General features: G+C 74.9%; 19 protein-coding genes. 13 read left to right on the top strand and 6 right to left on the bottom strand.

Translation table 11 applies throughout. The features are described from left to right. Position 1 precedes the first annotated feature (1 nt). From EDD33_RS15935 to ilvA, 3 genes are read left to right on the top strand one after another with little or no spacing between them, the layout of a single operon-like run. Positions 2-1,366: a glutamate mutase L gene (locus tag EDD33_RS15935; RefSeq protein ID WP_123391972.1), complete on the top strand. Its 1,365-nt coding sequence runs from the start codon at positions 2-4 to the stop codon at positions 1,364-1,366. Then, the gene (locus tag EDD33_RS15930; protein ID WP_246003550.1) at positions 1,345-2,682 is read left to right on the top strand and encodes an AI-2E family transporter; all 1,338 of its coding nucleotides are present in this window, start codon (positions 1,345-1,347) and stop codon (positions 2,680-2,682) included. The genes EDD33_RS15935 and EDD33_RS15930 overlap by 22 nt, the downstream gene beginning before the upstream one ends. Next, the gene (gene ilvA, locus EDD33_RS15925) at positions 2,679-3,881 is read left to right on the top strand and encodes a threonine ammonia-lyase (RefSeq protein ID WP_123391971.1); all 1,203 of its coding nucleotides are present in this window, start codon (positions 2,679-2,681) and stop codon (positions 3,879-3,881) included. Before EDD33_RS15930 ends, ilvA begins: the two co-directional genes overlap by 4 nt. 181 nt (positions 3,882-4,062) lie before the next feature. On the opposite strand, the gene greA is transcribed toward ilvA, so the two are convergent. Together greA and EDD33_RS15915 are read right to left on the bottom strand one after the other, a co-directional pair. Then, positions 4,063-4,557: a transcription elongation factor GreA gene (gene greA, locus EDD33_RS15920; RefSeq protein ID WP_123391970.1), complete on the bottom strand. Its 495-nt coding sequence runs from the start codon at positions 4,555-4,557 to the stop codon at positions 4,063-4,065. 144 nt (positions 4,558-4,701) lie between these two features. Then, positions 4,702-5,163 carry a DUF4307 domain-containing protein gene (locus EDD33_RS15915; RefSeq protein ID WP_170169847.1) on the bottom strand — a complete coding sequence of 154 codons (462 nt, stop codon included), beginning with the start codon at positions 5,161-5,163 and terminating at the stop codon, positions 4,702-4,704. Between the two features lie 41 nt (positions 5,164-5,204). On the opposite strand from EDD33_RS15915, the gene mca reads away from it, so the two are divergent. From mca to EDD33_RS15890, 5 genes are all read left to right on the top strand, one after another. Then, positions 5,205-6,077, top strand: coding sequence for a mycothiol conjugate amidase Mca (mca, locus tag EDD33_RS15910; RefSeq protein WP_123391968.1), 873 nt, complete (start codon positions 5,205-5,207; stop codon positions 6,075-6,077). A 66-nt stretch (positions 6,078-6,143) separates the two neighbouring features. After that, positions 6,144-6,470 (top strand): hypothetical protein, encoded by a 327-nt coding sequence (locus tag EDD33_RS15905; RefSeq protein ID WP_123391966.1) that lies wholly within the window; start codon positions 6,144-6,146, stop codon positions 6,468-6,470. 22 nt (positions 6,471-6,492) lie between these two features. After that, positions 6,493-7,221 carry a hypothetical protein gene (locus EDD33_RS20130; RefSeq protein WP_170169846.1) on the top strand — a complete coding sequence of 243 codons (729 nt, stop codon included), beginning with the start codon at positions 6,493-6,495 and terminating at the stop codon, positions 7,219-7,221. Between the two features lie 83 nt (positions 7,222-7,304). Further along, positions 7,305-8,744: a PepSY-associated TM helix domain-containing protein gene (locus tag EDD33_RS15895; RefSeq protein WP_246003549.1), complete on the top strand. Its 1,440-nt coding sequence runs from the start codon at positions 7,305-7,307 to the stop codon at positions 8,742-8,744. Between the two features lie 118 nt (positions 8,745-8,862). Next, complete coding sequence (locus EDD33_RS15890) at positions 8,863-9,714, top strand: FkbM family methyltransferase (protein WP_123391965.1); 852 nt, start codon at positions 8,863-8,865, stop codon at positions 9,712-9,714. A gap of 4 nt (positions 9,715-9,718) precedes the next feature. Here EDD33_RS15890 and EDD33_RS15885 read toward each other — a convergent pair whose 3' ends face one another. The 4 genes from EDD33_RS15885 to EDD33_RS15870 are packed head-to-tail and all read right to left on the bottom strand — an operon-like array spanning position 9,719 to position 11,888. Then, positions 9,719-10,333 carry a class I SAM-dependent methyltransferase gene (locus EDD33_RS15885; RefSeq protein ID WP_123391964.1) on the bottom strand — a complete coding sequence of 205 codons (615 nt, stop codon included), beginning with the start codon at positions 10,331-10,333 and terminating at the stop codon, positions 9,719-9,721. A 4-nt stretch (positions 10,334-10,337) separates the two neighbouring features. Further along, positions 10,338-10,724 (bottom strand): thioredoxin family protein, encoded by a 387-nt coding sequence (locus EDD33_RS15880; RefSeq protein WP_123391963.1) that lies wholly within the window; start codon positions 10,722-10,724, stop codon positions 10,338-10,340. A gap of 22 nt (positions 10,725-10,746) precedes the next feature. Beyond that, positions 10,747-11,292: a hypothetical protein gene (locus EDD33_RS15875; RefSeq protein ID WP_148077114.1), complete on the bottom strand. Its 546-nt coding sequence runs from the start codon at positions 11,290-11,292 to the stop codon at positions 10,747-10,749. Beyond that, positions 11,289-11,888, bottom strand: coding sequence for an RNA polymerase sigma factor (locus tag EDD33_RS15870; RefSeq protein WP_123391961.1), 600 nt, complete (start codon positions 11,886-11,888; stop codon positions 11,289-11,291). The genes EDD33_RS15875 and EDD33_RS15870 overlap by 4 nt, the downstream gene beginning before the upstream one ends. A gap of 171 nt (positions 11,889-12,059) precedes the next feature. Between EDD33_RS15870 and EDD33_RS15865 the strand changes: the two genes are divergently transcribed. From EDD33_RS15865 to EDD33_RS15845, 5 genes are read left to right on the top strand one after another with little or no spacing between them, the layout of a single operon-like run. Further along, positions 12,060-12,500: an Asp23/Gls24 family envelope stress response protein gene (locus EDD33_RS15865; RefSeq protein ID WP_123391959.1), complete on the top strand. Its 441-nt coding sequence runs from the start codon at positions 12,060-12,062 to the stop codon at positions 12,498-12,500. A gap of 44 nt (positions 12,501-12,544) precedes the next feature. Then, positions 12,545-12,802: a hypothetical protein gene (locus EDD33_RS15860; protein WP_123393542.1), complete on the top strand. Its 258-nt coding sequence runs from the start codon at positions 12,545-12,547 to the stop codon at positions 12,800-12,802. After that, positions 12,799-13,116 carry a hypothetical protein gene (locus EDD33_RS15855; protein WP_123391958.1) on the top strand — a complete coding sequence of 106 codons (318 nt, stop codon included), beginning with the start codon at positions 12,799-12,801 and terminating at the stop codon, positions 13,114-13,116. Before EDD33_RS15860 ends, EDD33_RS15855 begins: the two co-directional genes overlap by 4 nt. Before the next feature lie 53 nt (positions 13,117-13,169). Beyond that, positions 13,170-13,349, top strand: a complete 180-nt coding sequence (locus EDD33_RS15850; RefSeq protein ID WP_056541612.1) for a hypothetical protein — start codon at positions 13,170-13,172, stop codon at positions 13,347-13,349. After that, the gene (locus EDD33_RS15845) at positions 13,342-13,710 is read left to right on the top strand and encodes an Asp23/Gls24 family envelope stress response protein (RefSeq protein ID WP_123391957.1); all 369 of its coding nucleotides are present in this window, start codon (positions 13,342-13,344) and stop codon (positions 13,708-13,710) included. The genes EDD33_RS15850 and EDD33_RS15845 overlap by 8 nt, the downstream gene beginning before the upstream one ends. Positions 13,711-13,737: the final 27 nt, after the last annotated feature.

The raw sequence follows: 13,737 nt of genomic DNA, 5'->3' as shown, positions 1-13,737 counted from the left end.
GGTGGAGCCTCTCCTGTGCGTCGACCTCGGGTCGACGTTCACCAAGGCCGCGCTCGTCGACGGCGACACCGGTGACCTGCTGGGCACCACGTCGCACCCCACGACCCTGGCCACCGACGTGATGGACGGCGTCGACGCCTGCCGGGCCGCGCTGGCGGAGCGCCACCCGGAGGCCGTGGACGCCGCCCTGCTGGCCTGCTCCTCGGCCGGAGGGGGCCTGCGGATCGCCGTCGTCGGTACCGAGGAGCTGGTCACCGCCGAGGCCGGGCGCCGGGTCGCGTTGTCGAGCGGCGGCACGGTGGCGGCCGTGCTCAGCGGCGGCCTGGGGGAGCACGGGGTCGCCACGCTGCGGGAGGCCCGGCCCGACGTGGTGCTGCTGGTCGGCGGCACCGACGGCGGCAACTCCGAGGTGCTGCTCGCCGACGCGGCGTCGCTGGCCGCCGCCGGGTGGGACGGCCCCGTCGTGGTCGCGGGCGACGTCGAGGCCCGCGAGGAGGTCGGCGCCAGGTTGGCGGCCGGCGGATCGGCGTACCTGCTCAGCGACAACGTGCTGCCCCGCATCGGCGTCCTCACCCCCGCCCCCGCCCGCCGGGCGGTGCGCGAGCTGTTCCTCTCCCACGTCATCGGCGGCAAGGGCCTCAGCACCCGCGTCGACCTCGCCTCCCTCGTGCGCGGCCCCACCCCCGACCTCGTGCTGACCGGGGTCGAGGTGCTGGCCGCGGTCACCGGCCAGGACGTCGTGGTGGTCGACGTCGGCGGTGCCACCACCGACGTGCACTCGGTGGTGCAGCTCGACCCCGAGGAGGCCACGCTCTCGCGCGAGGTGGTCGCGAGCTCGCCGGTCACCCGCACCGTCGAGGGTGACCTCGGGATGCGGTGGAGCGCGGCCTCGACCTGGGACGCGGCGACCGCCGCCGGGCTCGACCCCGGCTTCGACCGCGACCAGGGCGTACGCCGCGCCGAGCACCCCGACCTGCTGCCCGAGGGTCCCGACGACGTCGCCGACGACCTCGCGCTGGCCGGCGCCGCCGCGACCCTGGCCTGCCGCCGCCACGCCGGCCGCGCCCGCGTCGTCACCGGCCCGGACGGGCGCGTCGTGGAGCGCAGCGGCACCGACCTGCGCCGGGTCGGCCTGCTCGTCGGCTCCGGCGGGGTGCTCCGCCACGCCCCGCCCGGGCAGGCGGAGGCGGTGCTCGCGCGCCTGGTCGGGACGTCGCCCGAGGGGTGGCAGCTGCCGGCGTCCCCGCGGGTGGTGGTGGACCGCGACTACGTGCTCGCCGCGGTCGGGCTGCTGGCGGAGAGCCACGCCGCCGCGGCAGGCGCCCTGGCACGTAGCCTGACGGCGTGGGAGTCACGCGAGGGGTGAGGGACCGGCTGCGGCTGCGCGGCCGGGACGACGACGGGGCCTCGGGAGCGGTCGCCGACGAGGCCGCGGAGCAGGACGCACGCGCCCGTCGCGAGCAGGAGAGCCTGGAGCTGCGCGAGCGGATCGCCGCCCAGTGGGCCGAGGTCCGTGCCGCCCGCCGGGCCATGGAGAGGCGCCCCGAGGTGGCCGCCGGCACCAGCAACTTCACGCGCGCCCAGGTGCCCTACGGCATGGACCTCGCCGCCGCCTGGGCCTGGCGCTTCGTGGTCGTCTGCGCGGCGGGGCTGATCATCCTCTACCTGCTGCAGTTCTTCATGGTCGTGGTGCTGCCGATCGTGATCGCGCTGCTGATCGCCGCGCTCGTCAGCCCGGTGGTCCGCTGGCTCGGCCGGCTCGGGGTGCCCCGTGGGGGAGGGGCGCTCATCGTGGTGCTGCTGCTCCTCGCCCTGGTGGCGCTGTCGGTGACCTTCGTGGGCAACCAGGTCGCGCAGGGCGTCAGCGACCTGTCCACCCAGGTCGGCAGCGGCCTGGAGCAGATCCGCAGCTGGCTGCGCGACGGGCCGCTCGGCGTGACCGACTCGCAGATCAACACCGCGCTGCAGGAGTCGCAGGCCCAGCTGCAGTCGCTCGGTGACAACGCCTACGCCACCCTCAGCGAGCTCGGCGCCACCGTCGGGCACGTGCTGGCCGGCGTGTTCATCGTGCTGTTCGCGACCTACTTCTTCCTCGCCGACGGCGCGCTCATCTGGACCTGGCTGGTGCGGCTGTTCCCGCGGGCCGGGCGGCTCAAGGCCGACTCCTCGGGCCGGGTCGCGTGGTCCTCGCTGACCCAGTTCGTCCGGGCCACCGTGCTGGTCGCCGCCGTCGACGCGCTGGGCATCGCCGTCGGCGCGGCCGTCCTCGGCGTGCCGTTCGTGGGCGCCATCGCGGTCCTGGTCTTCCTCGGCGCGTTCGTGCCGATGATCGGCGCCACCATCAGCGGTGCGGTGGCCGTGCTCGTCGCGCTGGTGGCCCAGGGCCCGGTGACCGCCGCGATCATGCTCGGCGTGGTGATCGCCGTGCAGCAGCTCGAGGCCCACGTGCTGCAGCCGTTCCTGATGGGCCGCTTCGTCTCGGTGCACCCGCTCGGGGTCATCGTCGCGATCGCGATGGGCGTGCTCGTCGCGGGCATCGCCGGCGCGCTGATCGCGGTGCCGCTGGCGGCCTCGCTGAACGCCGTGGTCCAGCACCTCGCCCGTGACACGGCGGTGGGCGAGGACGCCCAGGAGGCCGCGGCGGACGACGCGGCCCTGCAACCCGGAGGGGAGCCCGCATGAGCGTCACGCTCGCCGACATCGAGGCCTGCCGCGCCGTCGTGGGGGAGGTCGCCCTGACGACCCCGGTCGAGGAGTCGCGCTGGCTGCAGGCGATGGTCGGTGGCCGGGTGCTGCTCAAGTGCGAGAACCTCCAGCGCACCGGCTCGTTCAAGATCCGCGGCGCCTACCTGCGGCTCTCGCGGCTCACGCCCGAGGAGCGCGCCCGCGGCGTGGTCGCGGCGTCCGCGGGCAACCACGCCCAGGGCGTCGCGCTGGCCGCGCAGCTGCTGGGGATCAAGGCCACCGTCTTCATGCCCGACGGTGCCCCGATCCCCAAGGCCAACGCGACCCGGGGATACGGCGCCGAGGTGCGCTTCCACGGGCTCTCGCTGACCGAGGCGCTGGTGCGCGCCCAGGAGTTCTCCGACGAGACCGGGGCGGTGTTCATCCACCCCTTCGACCACGCCGACATCATGACCGGCCAGGGCACCTGCGGGCTCGAGGTGCTCGAGCAGGCGCCCGAGGTCCGCACCGTGCTCATCCCCACCGGGGGCGGCGGGCTGCTGGCGGGGATGGCGCTGGCGATCAAGGCCTCGCGGCCCGACGTACGCGTGGTGGGGGTGCAGGCGGCCGAGGCCGCGGCGTACCCCGAGTCGCTGCGCACCGGCGCGCCCGTCGCGCTGGAACGGATGGCGACGATGGCCGACGGCATCGCCGTCGCGAAGCCCGGCGACCTGCCCTTCGAGGCGATCCAGCGCTGCGTCGACGAGGTCGTCACCGTCTCCGAGGACTCGCTCTCCCGCGCGCTGGTGCTGCTGCTCGAGCGCGCCAAGATGGTGGTCGAGCCGTCCGGCGCCGCCGCGGTGGCGGCCGTCCTCGACGCGCCGCAGGCCTTCGAGACGCCGATGGTGGCCGTGCTCTCGGGCGGCAACGTCGACCCGCTGCTGCTCGGCAACCTGATCCGCCACGGCATGGCGGCCGGCGGCCGCTACCTCAACATCCGCTGCGTCATCCCCGACCGGCCGGGCGGCCTGGCCACGCTGCTGGCCGACCTCGCCGGCTCGGGCGCCAACGTGCTGGAGGTCGCGCACGAGCGCACCTCGACGACGTTGCACATCGGTGAGGTGGAGGTGCGGCTCCAGCTCGAGACCCGCGGCGCCCCCCACGCCGAGTCCGTGCTCGCGCGGCTGCGCGACCACGGCTACGCCGTGCGCGACTGACCGGACCGCGGCGCGCGCAGCGGCCCCCCCGGACACGCGGAGGTGGCGGCTGCGCGGCGAGGGGTGGTCAGGAGCCACTCGCACCACCTGCGAGGCGTCGGGGCGTCGAGCCTCGGCGCTCGACCGCGATCCTCGACCGCCGCCCTCGACGACGGCCCTGCCGGCGTACGCCGACAGCGGATCAGCCGGAGTAGGGGACCGCCTCGACGATCTCGGCCTTCTGCTCCTTGCCGTTGGGCAGGGTGTAGGTGACGGTGTCGCCGCGCCGCGAGCCGTGGATGGCCTGGCCCAGCGGGGACTGCGGCGAGTAGACCTTGATGTCGTCGCCGGCCATCTCGCGGGCGCCGAAGAGGAAGGTCTCCTCGAAGTCGAGGCCGACGAGGTTGACGGTCACCTTCATGCCGGGCTCGACGACGCCGTCGTCGGCGGGGGTCTCGCCGACCTCGGCCTTCTCGAGCATGTCGGTGAGCTGCTGGATCCGGCCGTCGATCTTGCCGAGCTCGTCGCGCGCGGCGTGGTAGCCGGCGTTCTCCTTGAGGTCACCCTCGTCGCGGGCGTCGCTGACGCGCTTGACGATGTCGGAGCGCGTCGGGCCGCGCAGCTCCTCGAGCTCGGCCTTCAGCTCGTCGTACTTGGCCTGCGTCAGCCAGACGGCGCCGGAGGTCTGCTCGCTCATCGGGTGCTCCTTTGGTGCATCGGGGTGCAGCGGGGGTCGTGCGGGCAAGTAGGCGATGCTAGCAACGCAGGCGCCCCGGAGCCGAAATCCTCGTCTCGCGGCCCGATGACCGGCCCGTCGATCGCCCCGTCCACCTGGCCGGGATCAGCGGGGACGTGACTGGTCCGGCGTGGTGCAGCCGATCAGCCGGACGGTGTCGGCCTCGCGCTCGGTGCGGACGTCGACGACGACCCGCGAGGGGCCCTCGACCCCGGTGACGGTGAAGCTGCGCTCGCCGACCGGGCTGCTGTCGACCGCCACGGCCCGCACCAGGCAGCTGGCACGGACGTCCGGGTCGGCGAGCGTGACGGTCACGGTGGCCCGGGCGGTCCGCCCGTCGACCACGTCGTACGCCGTGAGCCGCGACTGCACGTCCGGGCTGCTGGAGTCCAGGGCCACCCACCCCAGCCACGCGAGCGCGACCACGCCGACGAGCCCCGAGACGGCGACGACGAGGCGTCGGCGTCGGGCGGCGTCGCTGCGGCCGTAGCGCTCGGCGAGGTCGGTGCCGGTGTCGTGCGTCGGGCTGGACCCGGGGCCGGACTCCGGTCTGCTCGGGCTGGTCACCACCCCATCCTCCCAGGCGGGCCCGTCCCTAGGATGGGCGCATGCTGCGGCTCATGCACGTGCACGCCCACCCCGACGACGAGTCGAGCAAGGGCGCTGCCTCCACGGTGAAGTACGTCCACGAGGGCGTCGACGTGCACGTCGTGACCTGCACGGGCGGGGAGCGGGGCTCGATCCTCAACCCCAAGATGGAGCGCCCCGACGTCCTGGCCAACATCACCGAGATCCGTCGCGCCGAGATGGAGGCCGCCCGCGAGATCCTCGGCGTCACCCAGCACTGGTTGGGCTACGTCGACTCCGGCTGGCCCGAGGGCGACCCCAAGCCGCCGCTGCCCGAGGGCTGCTTCGGGCTGGTCGACCCCGAGGAGGCGGCCGAGCCGCTGGTCCGGCTGATCCGCTCGGTGCGCCCCCACGTCGTGACGACGTACGACGAGAACGGTGGCTACCCGCACCCGGACCACATCATGTGCCACCTCGTCTCCATGGCGGCCTTCGAGGCGGCCGGCGACCCCGACCGGTTCCCCGACGCGGGCGAGCCCTGGAAGCCCTTCAAGCTCTACTACCAGCACGGCTTCAACCGGCCCCGCTCGTTGGCGATCCACGAGGCGATGGAGGCCGCCGGGCTGGAGTCGCCCTTCGCCGAGCGGCTCAAGGAGTGGAAGGCCGACCCGGCGCACGACGCCCGCATCACCACCCGGGTGCCGTGCGGGGAGTACTTCGAGGTCCGCGACCGGGCGCTGATCGCCCACGCCACCCAGATCGACCCCGACGGGTTCTTCTTCAAGGCGCCGATCGCGCTGCAGCAGCAGGTGTGGCCGACCGAGGAGTTCGAGCTGGTCGTCTCCCGCGTCGAGTCGCCGCTGCCCGAGGACGACCTGTTCGCCGGCGTCCGCGGCCGCGACGACCTGGACTGACCCGGGCCCGACGGGGTCCTGCAGGCCGCCCGGGCCGGGTGTGGAGCGGGTTGCGACAATGGAGGCATGACCGTCCTCCTCACCCACGCGCTGCTGCTGCTCCCGGCCGCTGACCCCGTGCCCGAGCCCGAGGACGTCAAGGCAGGCTGGCTGGCGTTCTGGATCTTCGTGGCGCTGTGCGCCGCGACGGCGCTGCTGTGCGTGAGCCTCACCCGCCACCTGCGCAAGATCCGCGAGAACACCGCGGCCGGCAAGTTCGGCGCCGACGCCCAGGCGGCCGCGGCCGCCGAGGCCGAGGAGCGCGAGGCCGCGCGCCTTGCATGGGTCGAGGCCCAGCGGCCCCCGCAGCGGCAGCGCCCGGTCGCCGACCCGCGCGACCGCACCACCGACTGAGCCGCTCCGGACCCTCTGAGCGATGAGCCACGTCCCGACCGCCCGCGCTGCCGGCGTGGTGCTGTGGGGACGGGCACTCGCGCTGTCCGCGGTGGCCTTCGCGGTCGGCGGCGTCGCGCACGTCCAGGCCGACGGCCTGCTGCCGGGCCCGGTCGCGCTCGGGCTGCTGCTGCTCCTGGGGGCGCTCGCCGTGGCGCCGCTGCTGCGCCGGCCCGCCTCGACGCTCCGGGTCGTGCTGCTGCTCGCTGCCGGCCAGGGCGTGGTCCACACCGTGCTGGCCGTCGTGGCCGGCCACCGTGGCGACCCGACGGCGGCACCCGCGGCGGCGCCCCCGCCGCTCCCGGCCGGGTCGGGTTCGCGTCGCGGGTCCTTCCACGACGTGGCGTACGACGCGACGCCGGTCGGCTCCGGTGACCCGCTCACCCTCCCCGCGCCGCTGCTGCACGCCCTCACCGACGTCGTCGACCACCCCGTGATGGCCCTCGCCCACCTGCTCGCCGCCGCCGCGTGCGGCTGGTGGCTGGCCCGCGGCGAGCAGGCGCTGTGGCAGCTGGTCGCCCTCACCGCCCGGGCGTGGACCCGCCCGGTCGCCGCGGTGCTGCTCGCCGTGCGGGCGCGGGCGCTGCTGGACGTGCTGCGCACCCTGCTCACCGACGTGCGCCGCACCGTGGCGCTGCCCGACCCGCCGCCCCGCTTCGCCGAGCTCCACGCCCGCCGCGTGCCCCGCCGCGGGCCACCCCTGGCTGCCTGAACCCAGGTCCCCGCGCGCCCCACCGCCGCCCGTCCCGGGCCGGCGGCTGCTGCGCGCTCCCTCCGCACGCCAGGAGCACACCCGTGTCCGTAGAGACCCGTCCCCCCTCACCACCACCCGCACCCTCCGGCCGTCCCGGCCGCCCCGCCCGTCGACCCCGGTCCTCGGGCGGGCTGTTCCGCGCCTTCTGGCGCTGGCACTTCTACGCCTCGTTCGTCGTCGTCCCCGTGATGCTCGTGCTCTCGGTCACCGGGTTGATCTACCTCTTCCGGTTCCAGCTCGAGCCGGTGCTCAACCCGGCGTTGATGCAGGTCGAGAAGCCGGCCGGCACCGACGTCGCCCAGCCGTACGCCGGGCAGCTGCGCGCCGTCGAGGAGGCCCATCCGGGCGCCGAGCCGGTGTCGCTGGCCGAGCCGCGCGACGCCGGGCGCAGCACGGTCGTCTCGGTCACCATGCCCGACGGCGAGGGCCGCGACGTCTTCGTCGACCCGTGGACCGCCGAGGTGCTGGGCGACCGCGACCCCGACACCACGCTCAGCGGCTACGCGATCCGGCTGCACGCCGACCTGATGTCGGGCCGGCCCGGTGACCTCGTGATGGAGCTCGGCACCTGCTGGGCGATCGTGATGTCGCTGACCGGCTACTACCTGTTCGTGCGCGGGCGAGCCGCCCGGAGGCGGCGTGCCCGGGCCGGCAAGCGCGGCGCCCGGCTGCGCGCCCGCCACGGCGTGCTCGGCTCGGTCGTGGGCGTCGGGCTGCTGCTCATGGTCGTCACCGGGCTGCCCTGGACCGGCGTGTGGGGCGGCACCGTGCAGCAGCTCGCCACCACGTCCGGCTCCTCGATGTGGAGCCTGGACCACGGGGCGGAGTCCGCGCCGCTGTCGACGCTGGACGAGTCGCTGCCGCACAGCCACGCCGAGGTGCCGTGGGGGATGGGGGAGAGCGAGGTGCCCCGGTCGCAGGCCCACGAGGACGGCACGGTGGCGGTCGCCAACGTCGACACCGCGATCGAGGTGGCCGACGGCGAGGGCCTGCGCCACCCGATGACGGTGGCGCTGCCGACCCAGGAGGACGGCACCTTCTCGGTGATCGGCTACGCCTTCGACGCGCCCAGCGACGAGCGGACGGTGCACGTCGACCGCTTCGACGGCGAGGTGCGGTCGGCGTACGGCTACGACGACTACCCGCTGCTCGCCCAGGTCGTCTCGCAGGGGATCGGCGTCCACGAGGGCCGCAGCCTCGGCGGCTGGACGATGGCGCTCGCCGCGGCGTTCTGCCTCGGTGTGGTCGCGCTGTGCGTGACGGGGCCGCTGATGTGGTGGCGGCGCCGGCCCTCGGGGCCGCGGTTGGGCGCCCCGCGAGGTCGGCTCCCGGTGCGTAGCTCGCCGGTGCTCGCGGCCGGGCTGGTGGCGCTGGCGGTGTTCCTGCCGGTGTTCGGCGTCAGCCTCGTGGTCGTGCTGCTGCTCGACCGGTTCGTGCTGCGGCGGGTCCCCGCGCTCTCCGACTTCTTCGGGACCGCCTGAGCGGAGCGACGCCGGAGCGGAGCGTGGGGCGCGGGCGGGCTGGTCCGGCAGGGACGGGCTCTCGACGGGGACCGGTCCGCCTCGCTACCGTGGCGCACCGTCTCGCCTAGGGGGAACCGTGGCCACTGCTCGCGAGCTGCGTCGGACCCTGCGTCACCTCCGGTTCCACGTCCGCTTCGCGACCCGGAGCCACGTGCCGGGCGCGCGTGGCCTGCTGCGCGACTACCTGCGTCTGCGCCTGCTCGAGAAGGTCCAGCCCGGGCGTCGCCGCCCGGTCGAGGTGGCGGGGCACACGGTCCACTTCACCGACCTGGCCACGCTGCGGTGGTTGTTCCGCGAGGTCTACCTGAGCCGCGACTACGAGGTGCCTCCCGAGGTCCCGGTGCACTCGATCGTGGACGCCGGCGCCAACATCGGGCTCGCGACCCTGTTCTTCCGTGACCGCCACCCCGACGCGCGCATCGTGTGCTTCGAGCCGGACCCGCGGTCGTACGCCTGCCTGGTGCGCAACCTCGAGGTGAACGGCATCACCGGCGTCACCGCCCACAACACCGGCCTCGCCGAGGAGCGCGGGACGGTGGTGCTGTTCGTGAACCCGGCCGTGGCCGACTCCAGCCAGTCCATCAGCCCCAGCTTCGCGAGCTCGCTGCTGGACGGCGGCACACCCGACCGGCTCGAGATCCAGGTCGCGCCGCTGGCGGAGTTCCTCGACGAGCCGGTCGACCTGATGAAGCTCGACGTCGAGGGCGCCGAGCTGGGCGCGCTGCGGGGTGCGGGCGAAGGACTGCGCGACGTCGCCCGGATCTACATGGAGTACCACAACGTCCCCGAGTCGCCACTGCACGAGGTGCTGGAGGTGCTGGCCGCGACCGGTCACGACTACGCCGTGACGTCGCCCGTGCGGGCCGAGCTCGGTGCCGTCACCACGATCCGGTCGACGCGGGTGGACGACGCGCGGCAGCGCCGCTGACGGGTCAGCGGCGGCGCAGGTGCACCAGGGCGTCGTACGCCGTGCCTGCGTCGCCGTGCCCGTCGGGTGCGGCGACCGTGCGCGTCACCCGGCCCGCGTGGACGACCTCGGGGTCCTGGTCGGCGAGGTCCTCCAGCACGTCGGCCGCGGTGCAGAGCACGCGCGCGTCCTGCGGCCCGCCGGTGCCCTCGTGGAGGTTGGTCGCGTCGTGCGCGACGAGGTGCAGCGTGCCGCCGGGCGCCAGGGCGTCCCACGCCCGCCGCAGCGTCGTACGCCGCTCGGCCGCCGGCAGCTGGAGGTAGGCCACCACCACCAGGTCGAGCGCGCCCGGCAACGGGGCGCTCAGCACGTCGCCGACCACCCAGTCGACCTCGAGGGGCGGGTCGTGCTCGGCGGCCAGCCGTCGACCCTTGTCCAGGCCGACGGGCGAGAAGTCCAGCGCGGTGACGTGCCAGCCCCGCGAGGCCAGCCAGCGGGCGTTGCGCCCCTCGCCGGAGCCCAGGTCGAGGGCGGTGCCGGGCGTCAGGTCGGCGAGGTCGCGCTCGACGAAGGCGTTGGGTCCGGCGGACCACACCAGCGGCGCCGCGGCGTACCTCTCGTCCCAAGCGGCGGCGTCCACGGACCTAGCCCTGCTGCCCGGGCTGGTCGGACTGCTGCTGCTGGGCGAGCTGGCGGCGGACGTCGTCCATGTCGAGGTCGCGCACCGCCGCGATCAGCTGGTCGAGCGCGGCCGGCGGCAGCGCGCCGGGCTGGGAGAAGACCAGGACGCCCTCGCGGAAGGCCATCAGCGTGGGGATCGAGGTCACCTGGGCCGCGGCGGCCAGCGCGTGCTGCTCCTCGGTGTTCACCGACCCGAACGCGAGGTCCGGGTGCGCCTCGGAGGCGGCCTCGTAGGTCGGGGCGAACTGGCGGCACGGGCCGCACCAGCTCGCCCAGAAGTCGACGAAGAGGACGTCGTGCTCCGAGACGCTGGACTCGAAGTTCTCACCGGTCAGCTCGAGGGTCGGCATCGCACCAGCCTAACGAGCGGGCCTACTCGTCGCTGGGGTCCACCAGGTGGGGGTCGCCGACGGTGACGTCGCTGACGTGCACGTGGCTGACCGCCATCGTGACCAGCTCGGTGCCGTCGGCCGGCGCCCCCAGCGTCTCGGCGAGCGCCTCGGCCGCCAGCCGGCGGGTCCGGTCGCCGAGGGTGAGGATGTCGGAGCCGTAGCGCACCAGCAGCTCGATGGTGACCGCGTCGAGCCGGCCGCCGCGCTCGACGTCGAGCAGCACCCGGCCGACGGCGCCGCCGTCGAGGTGGGCGTCGACGTGCTCGCGCAGGCGCTCGACGAGCACGAGCGAGGAGACGCGCAGGAAGGACATCGCGCCACGGCCCCGGACCAGCTCGGCGGGGCGGGGGGTCCGCAGCGAGCGCTGCAGGACGCGGTCGGCGATCTCCACGGCGCGGGGGTGCGGGGGCTGCTCGCGCAGCAGCCGGGTGGCGTCGTCGAGGGCCCGGGCGCCCGACGGGGCGACGTCCTCGGCGGCGGGGTCGAGGGGGGTGGACCCGTCGTGGTGGTGCGGTGAGGCGCTCATCGCCACTGCTCCATCCTGATCGCGAGGGTTCGTCGGGCCCGGTGCAGCTGGCCACGGACGACTCCGGGGGTGGTGTCCAGTACCCGCGCGATCTCGTCGTAGGAGAAACCCTCGAGCTCGCGCAGCAGCCAGCTGGCCCGCTGTCGCCACGGTAGTTCCAGCAGGGCGAGGTTCAACGTCTCCCACAGCTCCGCGGCCAGCACCGACTGGGCCGGGTCCTGCGAGGCCGCGGCGCGGTGGGTGGAGCGGTCGATGATCGGCTCGAGGATCTCGCTGTCCACGGCGACCGGCCGGCGGCGGCGGCGTACCTCCAGGGCCTCGCGGGAGACGATCGAGAACAGCCAGGTCGAGAAGGTCGACGTGCCGCGGAAGTCGGGCAGGCCGCGCCAGGCCTTGACCCAGGCCTCCTGGACCGCGTCGTCGGCCAGGGCGGTCTCGTGGTCGAGCATCCGCAGCGCGAAGCGGTAGGTGGCGGGGAAGAGCCGACGGAACAGCTCCTCGTAGGCCGCGCGGTCGCCCAGCCCGGCGCGCCGTGCGAGCGCCTGCTGCGTGGCCGCGGCGACGTCGGACGTCGTCGCCTCACCCTCGTCGGACACCGTCGTCCTCCTCCGCCGCACGTGGGTGCGGTGCCTCGTCCCCGGCCCTGGGTGTGCCCAGGGCGACGCCGAGCATGCACCTGTGAGGTGGGTCACAGTAGCGTGACGATCCGCGACCTCGGCCCGTCCAACCTGCGTACACCACACACGACATCGCGAAGGACGGATCACATGACCGACAAGTCCGTAGAGAAGACCGCCACCCCCAGCACCCTCGTGGGCAAGGACGGCCGCACCACGATCGCCGACACCGTGGTCTCGAAGATCGCCGGCATCGCCGCCCGTGAGGTCGCCGGCGTCCACGCCCTCGGTGGCGGCGCCGCCCGCGCCGTCGGCGCGCTCCGCGAGCGCATCCCCGGCAGCAGCACCAACCACTCGCAGGGCGTCTCCGTCGAGGTCGGCGAGCGCCAGGCCGCGGTCGACGTGCAGCTGGTCGCGGAGTACGGCGTGAGCCTGGCCGACCTGGCCACCGGCATCCGCCGCAACGTGATCTCCTCGATCGAGCGCATGACCGGGCTCGAGGTCACCGAGGTCAACATCGAGATCCAGGACGTGCACCTGGAGACCGAGGAGCGCACCGAGGACACCTCGAGCGAGCCGCGCGTCCAGTGACGTCCGTCGACCTGCCCGGTGAGACAGCCGGTGAGCCGGACCCCGTGGACCGGGTGGCCGACGCGGTCGTCCGCGTCCCCGGGGTGACCGGCCTCCACGCCGGTTCCTACGGCGAGGTCGCGACCTACCTGCCCGGGCGCAGCGTCGCCGGGGTCCGGCAGCGCGACGGCGTCACCGAGGTCCACGTCACCGTCGCCATGGGCACGGCCATCCTCGAGGCGGCCACGCAGGTGCGTGCCGCCGTCGAGGCGGTCACCGGTGACGAGGTCCACGTCGTCGTCGAGGACGTGTCCCCGGCGTGACCGACCGGCGCGGGGCCGCGTCGCCCGGGTCCGAGAGGGCCCGGGCCGCGGCCCGGCGCGCCGTCATCCGTCGCCACCACCCCGACGTGGGCGGCGACCCCGAGGTGCTCCAGCGGGAGCTGGCGGCCGTGGACGCGGCCTACGACGGCCCGGCCGGCACCTCACCCCAGGTCGAGCTGCGACCGCCCGGACGGTGGCAGCCGCTCGCCCGGCGGGCCACCCGCGCCCGCCGCGTGGTCGGCCACCGCACCCGAGTGCTGCGCTCGCGGCTGCCACCCGGCTGGCCCGGCGCCCGTCGCTGGACCGACCTCTGACCTGCCCCACCACCCCTCTCGCCCCTCTCGTCCCCTCACAAGGAGTCCCTGACATGACCACCTCCACCATCGGCCTCATCGCCGGCCTCCTGCTGGCCATCGCCGCCGCCGCCGGCGGCCTCGTCGGCTTCCTGATCGCGCTCGTGCTCGGCACCGCCGGCTACGTCATCGGCGGCCACTTCGACGGCGAGGTCGACCTGAGCCAGGTGTTCGGGAAGCGCGACCGTGGCTGAGGTCGAGACCCTGCCGGCCCCCGAGGAGCGCGGCCGCACGGTCATCGCCGACCGGGTCGTGGAGCGCATCGCCTCGGCCGCTGCGGGCGAGGTCGAGTCGACCGTGGACTCGCGTGGCGGCTTCGGCCGTCTCGTCCGCGGCAGGCTCCCCAGCGCCGAGGCCGTCGTGGCCGGCCGCACCTCGCGCATCTCCGTCGAGGTCGGGGCGGTCTGGCCCGCGTCGCTCTCCCAGCTCACCGCGCGCGTCCGCGACCACGTCGGGGAGCGGGTCCACACCCTCACCGGTGTCGAGGTCACGGCGGTCGACGTCACCGTCGCCGACGTGGTCCACAGCACCGCCCCCTCCCGTCGCGTCCTGTGACGCGGCCCCCCACCACCCGAGAGGACC

This window comes from Nocardioides aurantiacus (assembly GCF_003752505.1).
In the GTDB taxonomy this organism is placed as follows: domain Bacteria; phylum Actinomycetota; class Actinomycetes; order Propionibacteriales; family Nocardioidaceae; genus Marmoricola; species Marmoricola aurantiacus.
The sequence above is the reverse complement of the archived record's forward strand: the minus strand, read 5'-3'. Positions and strand labels throughout refer to the sequence as shown.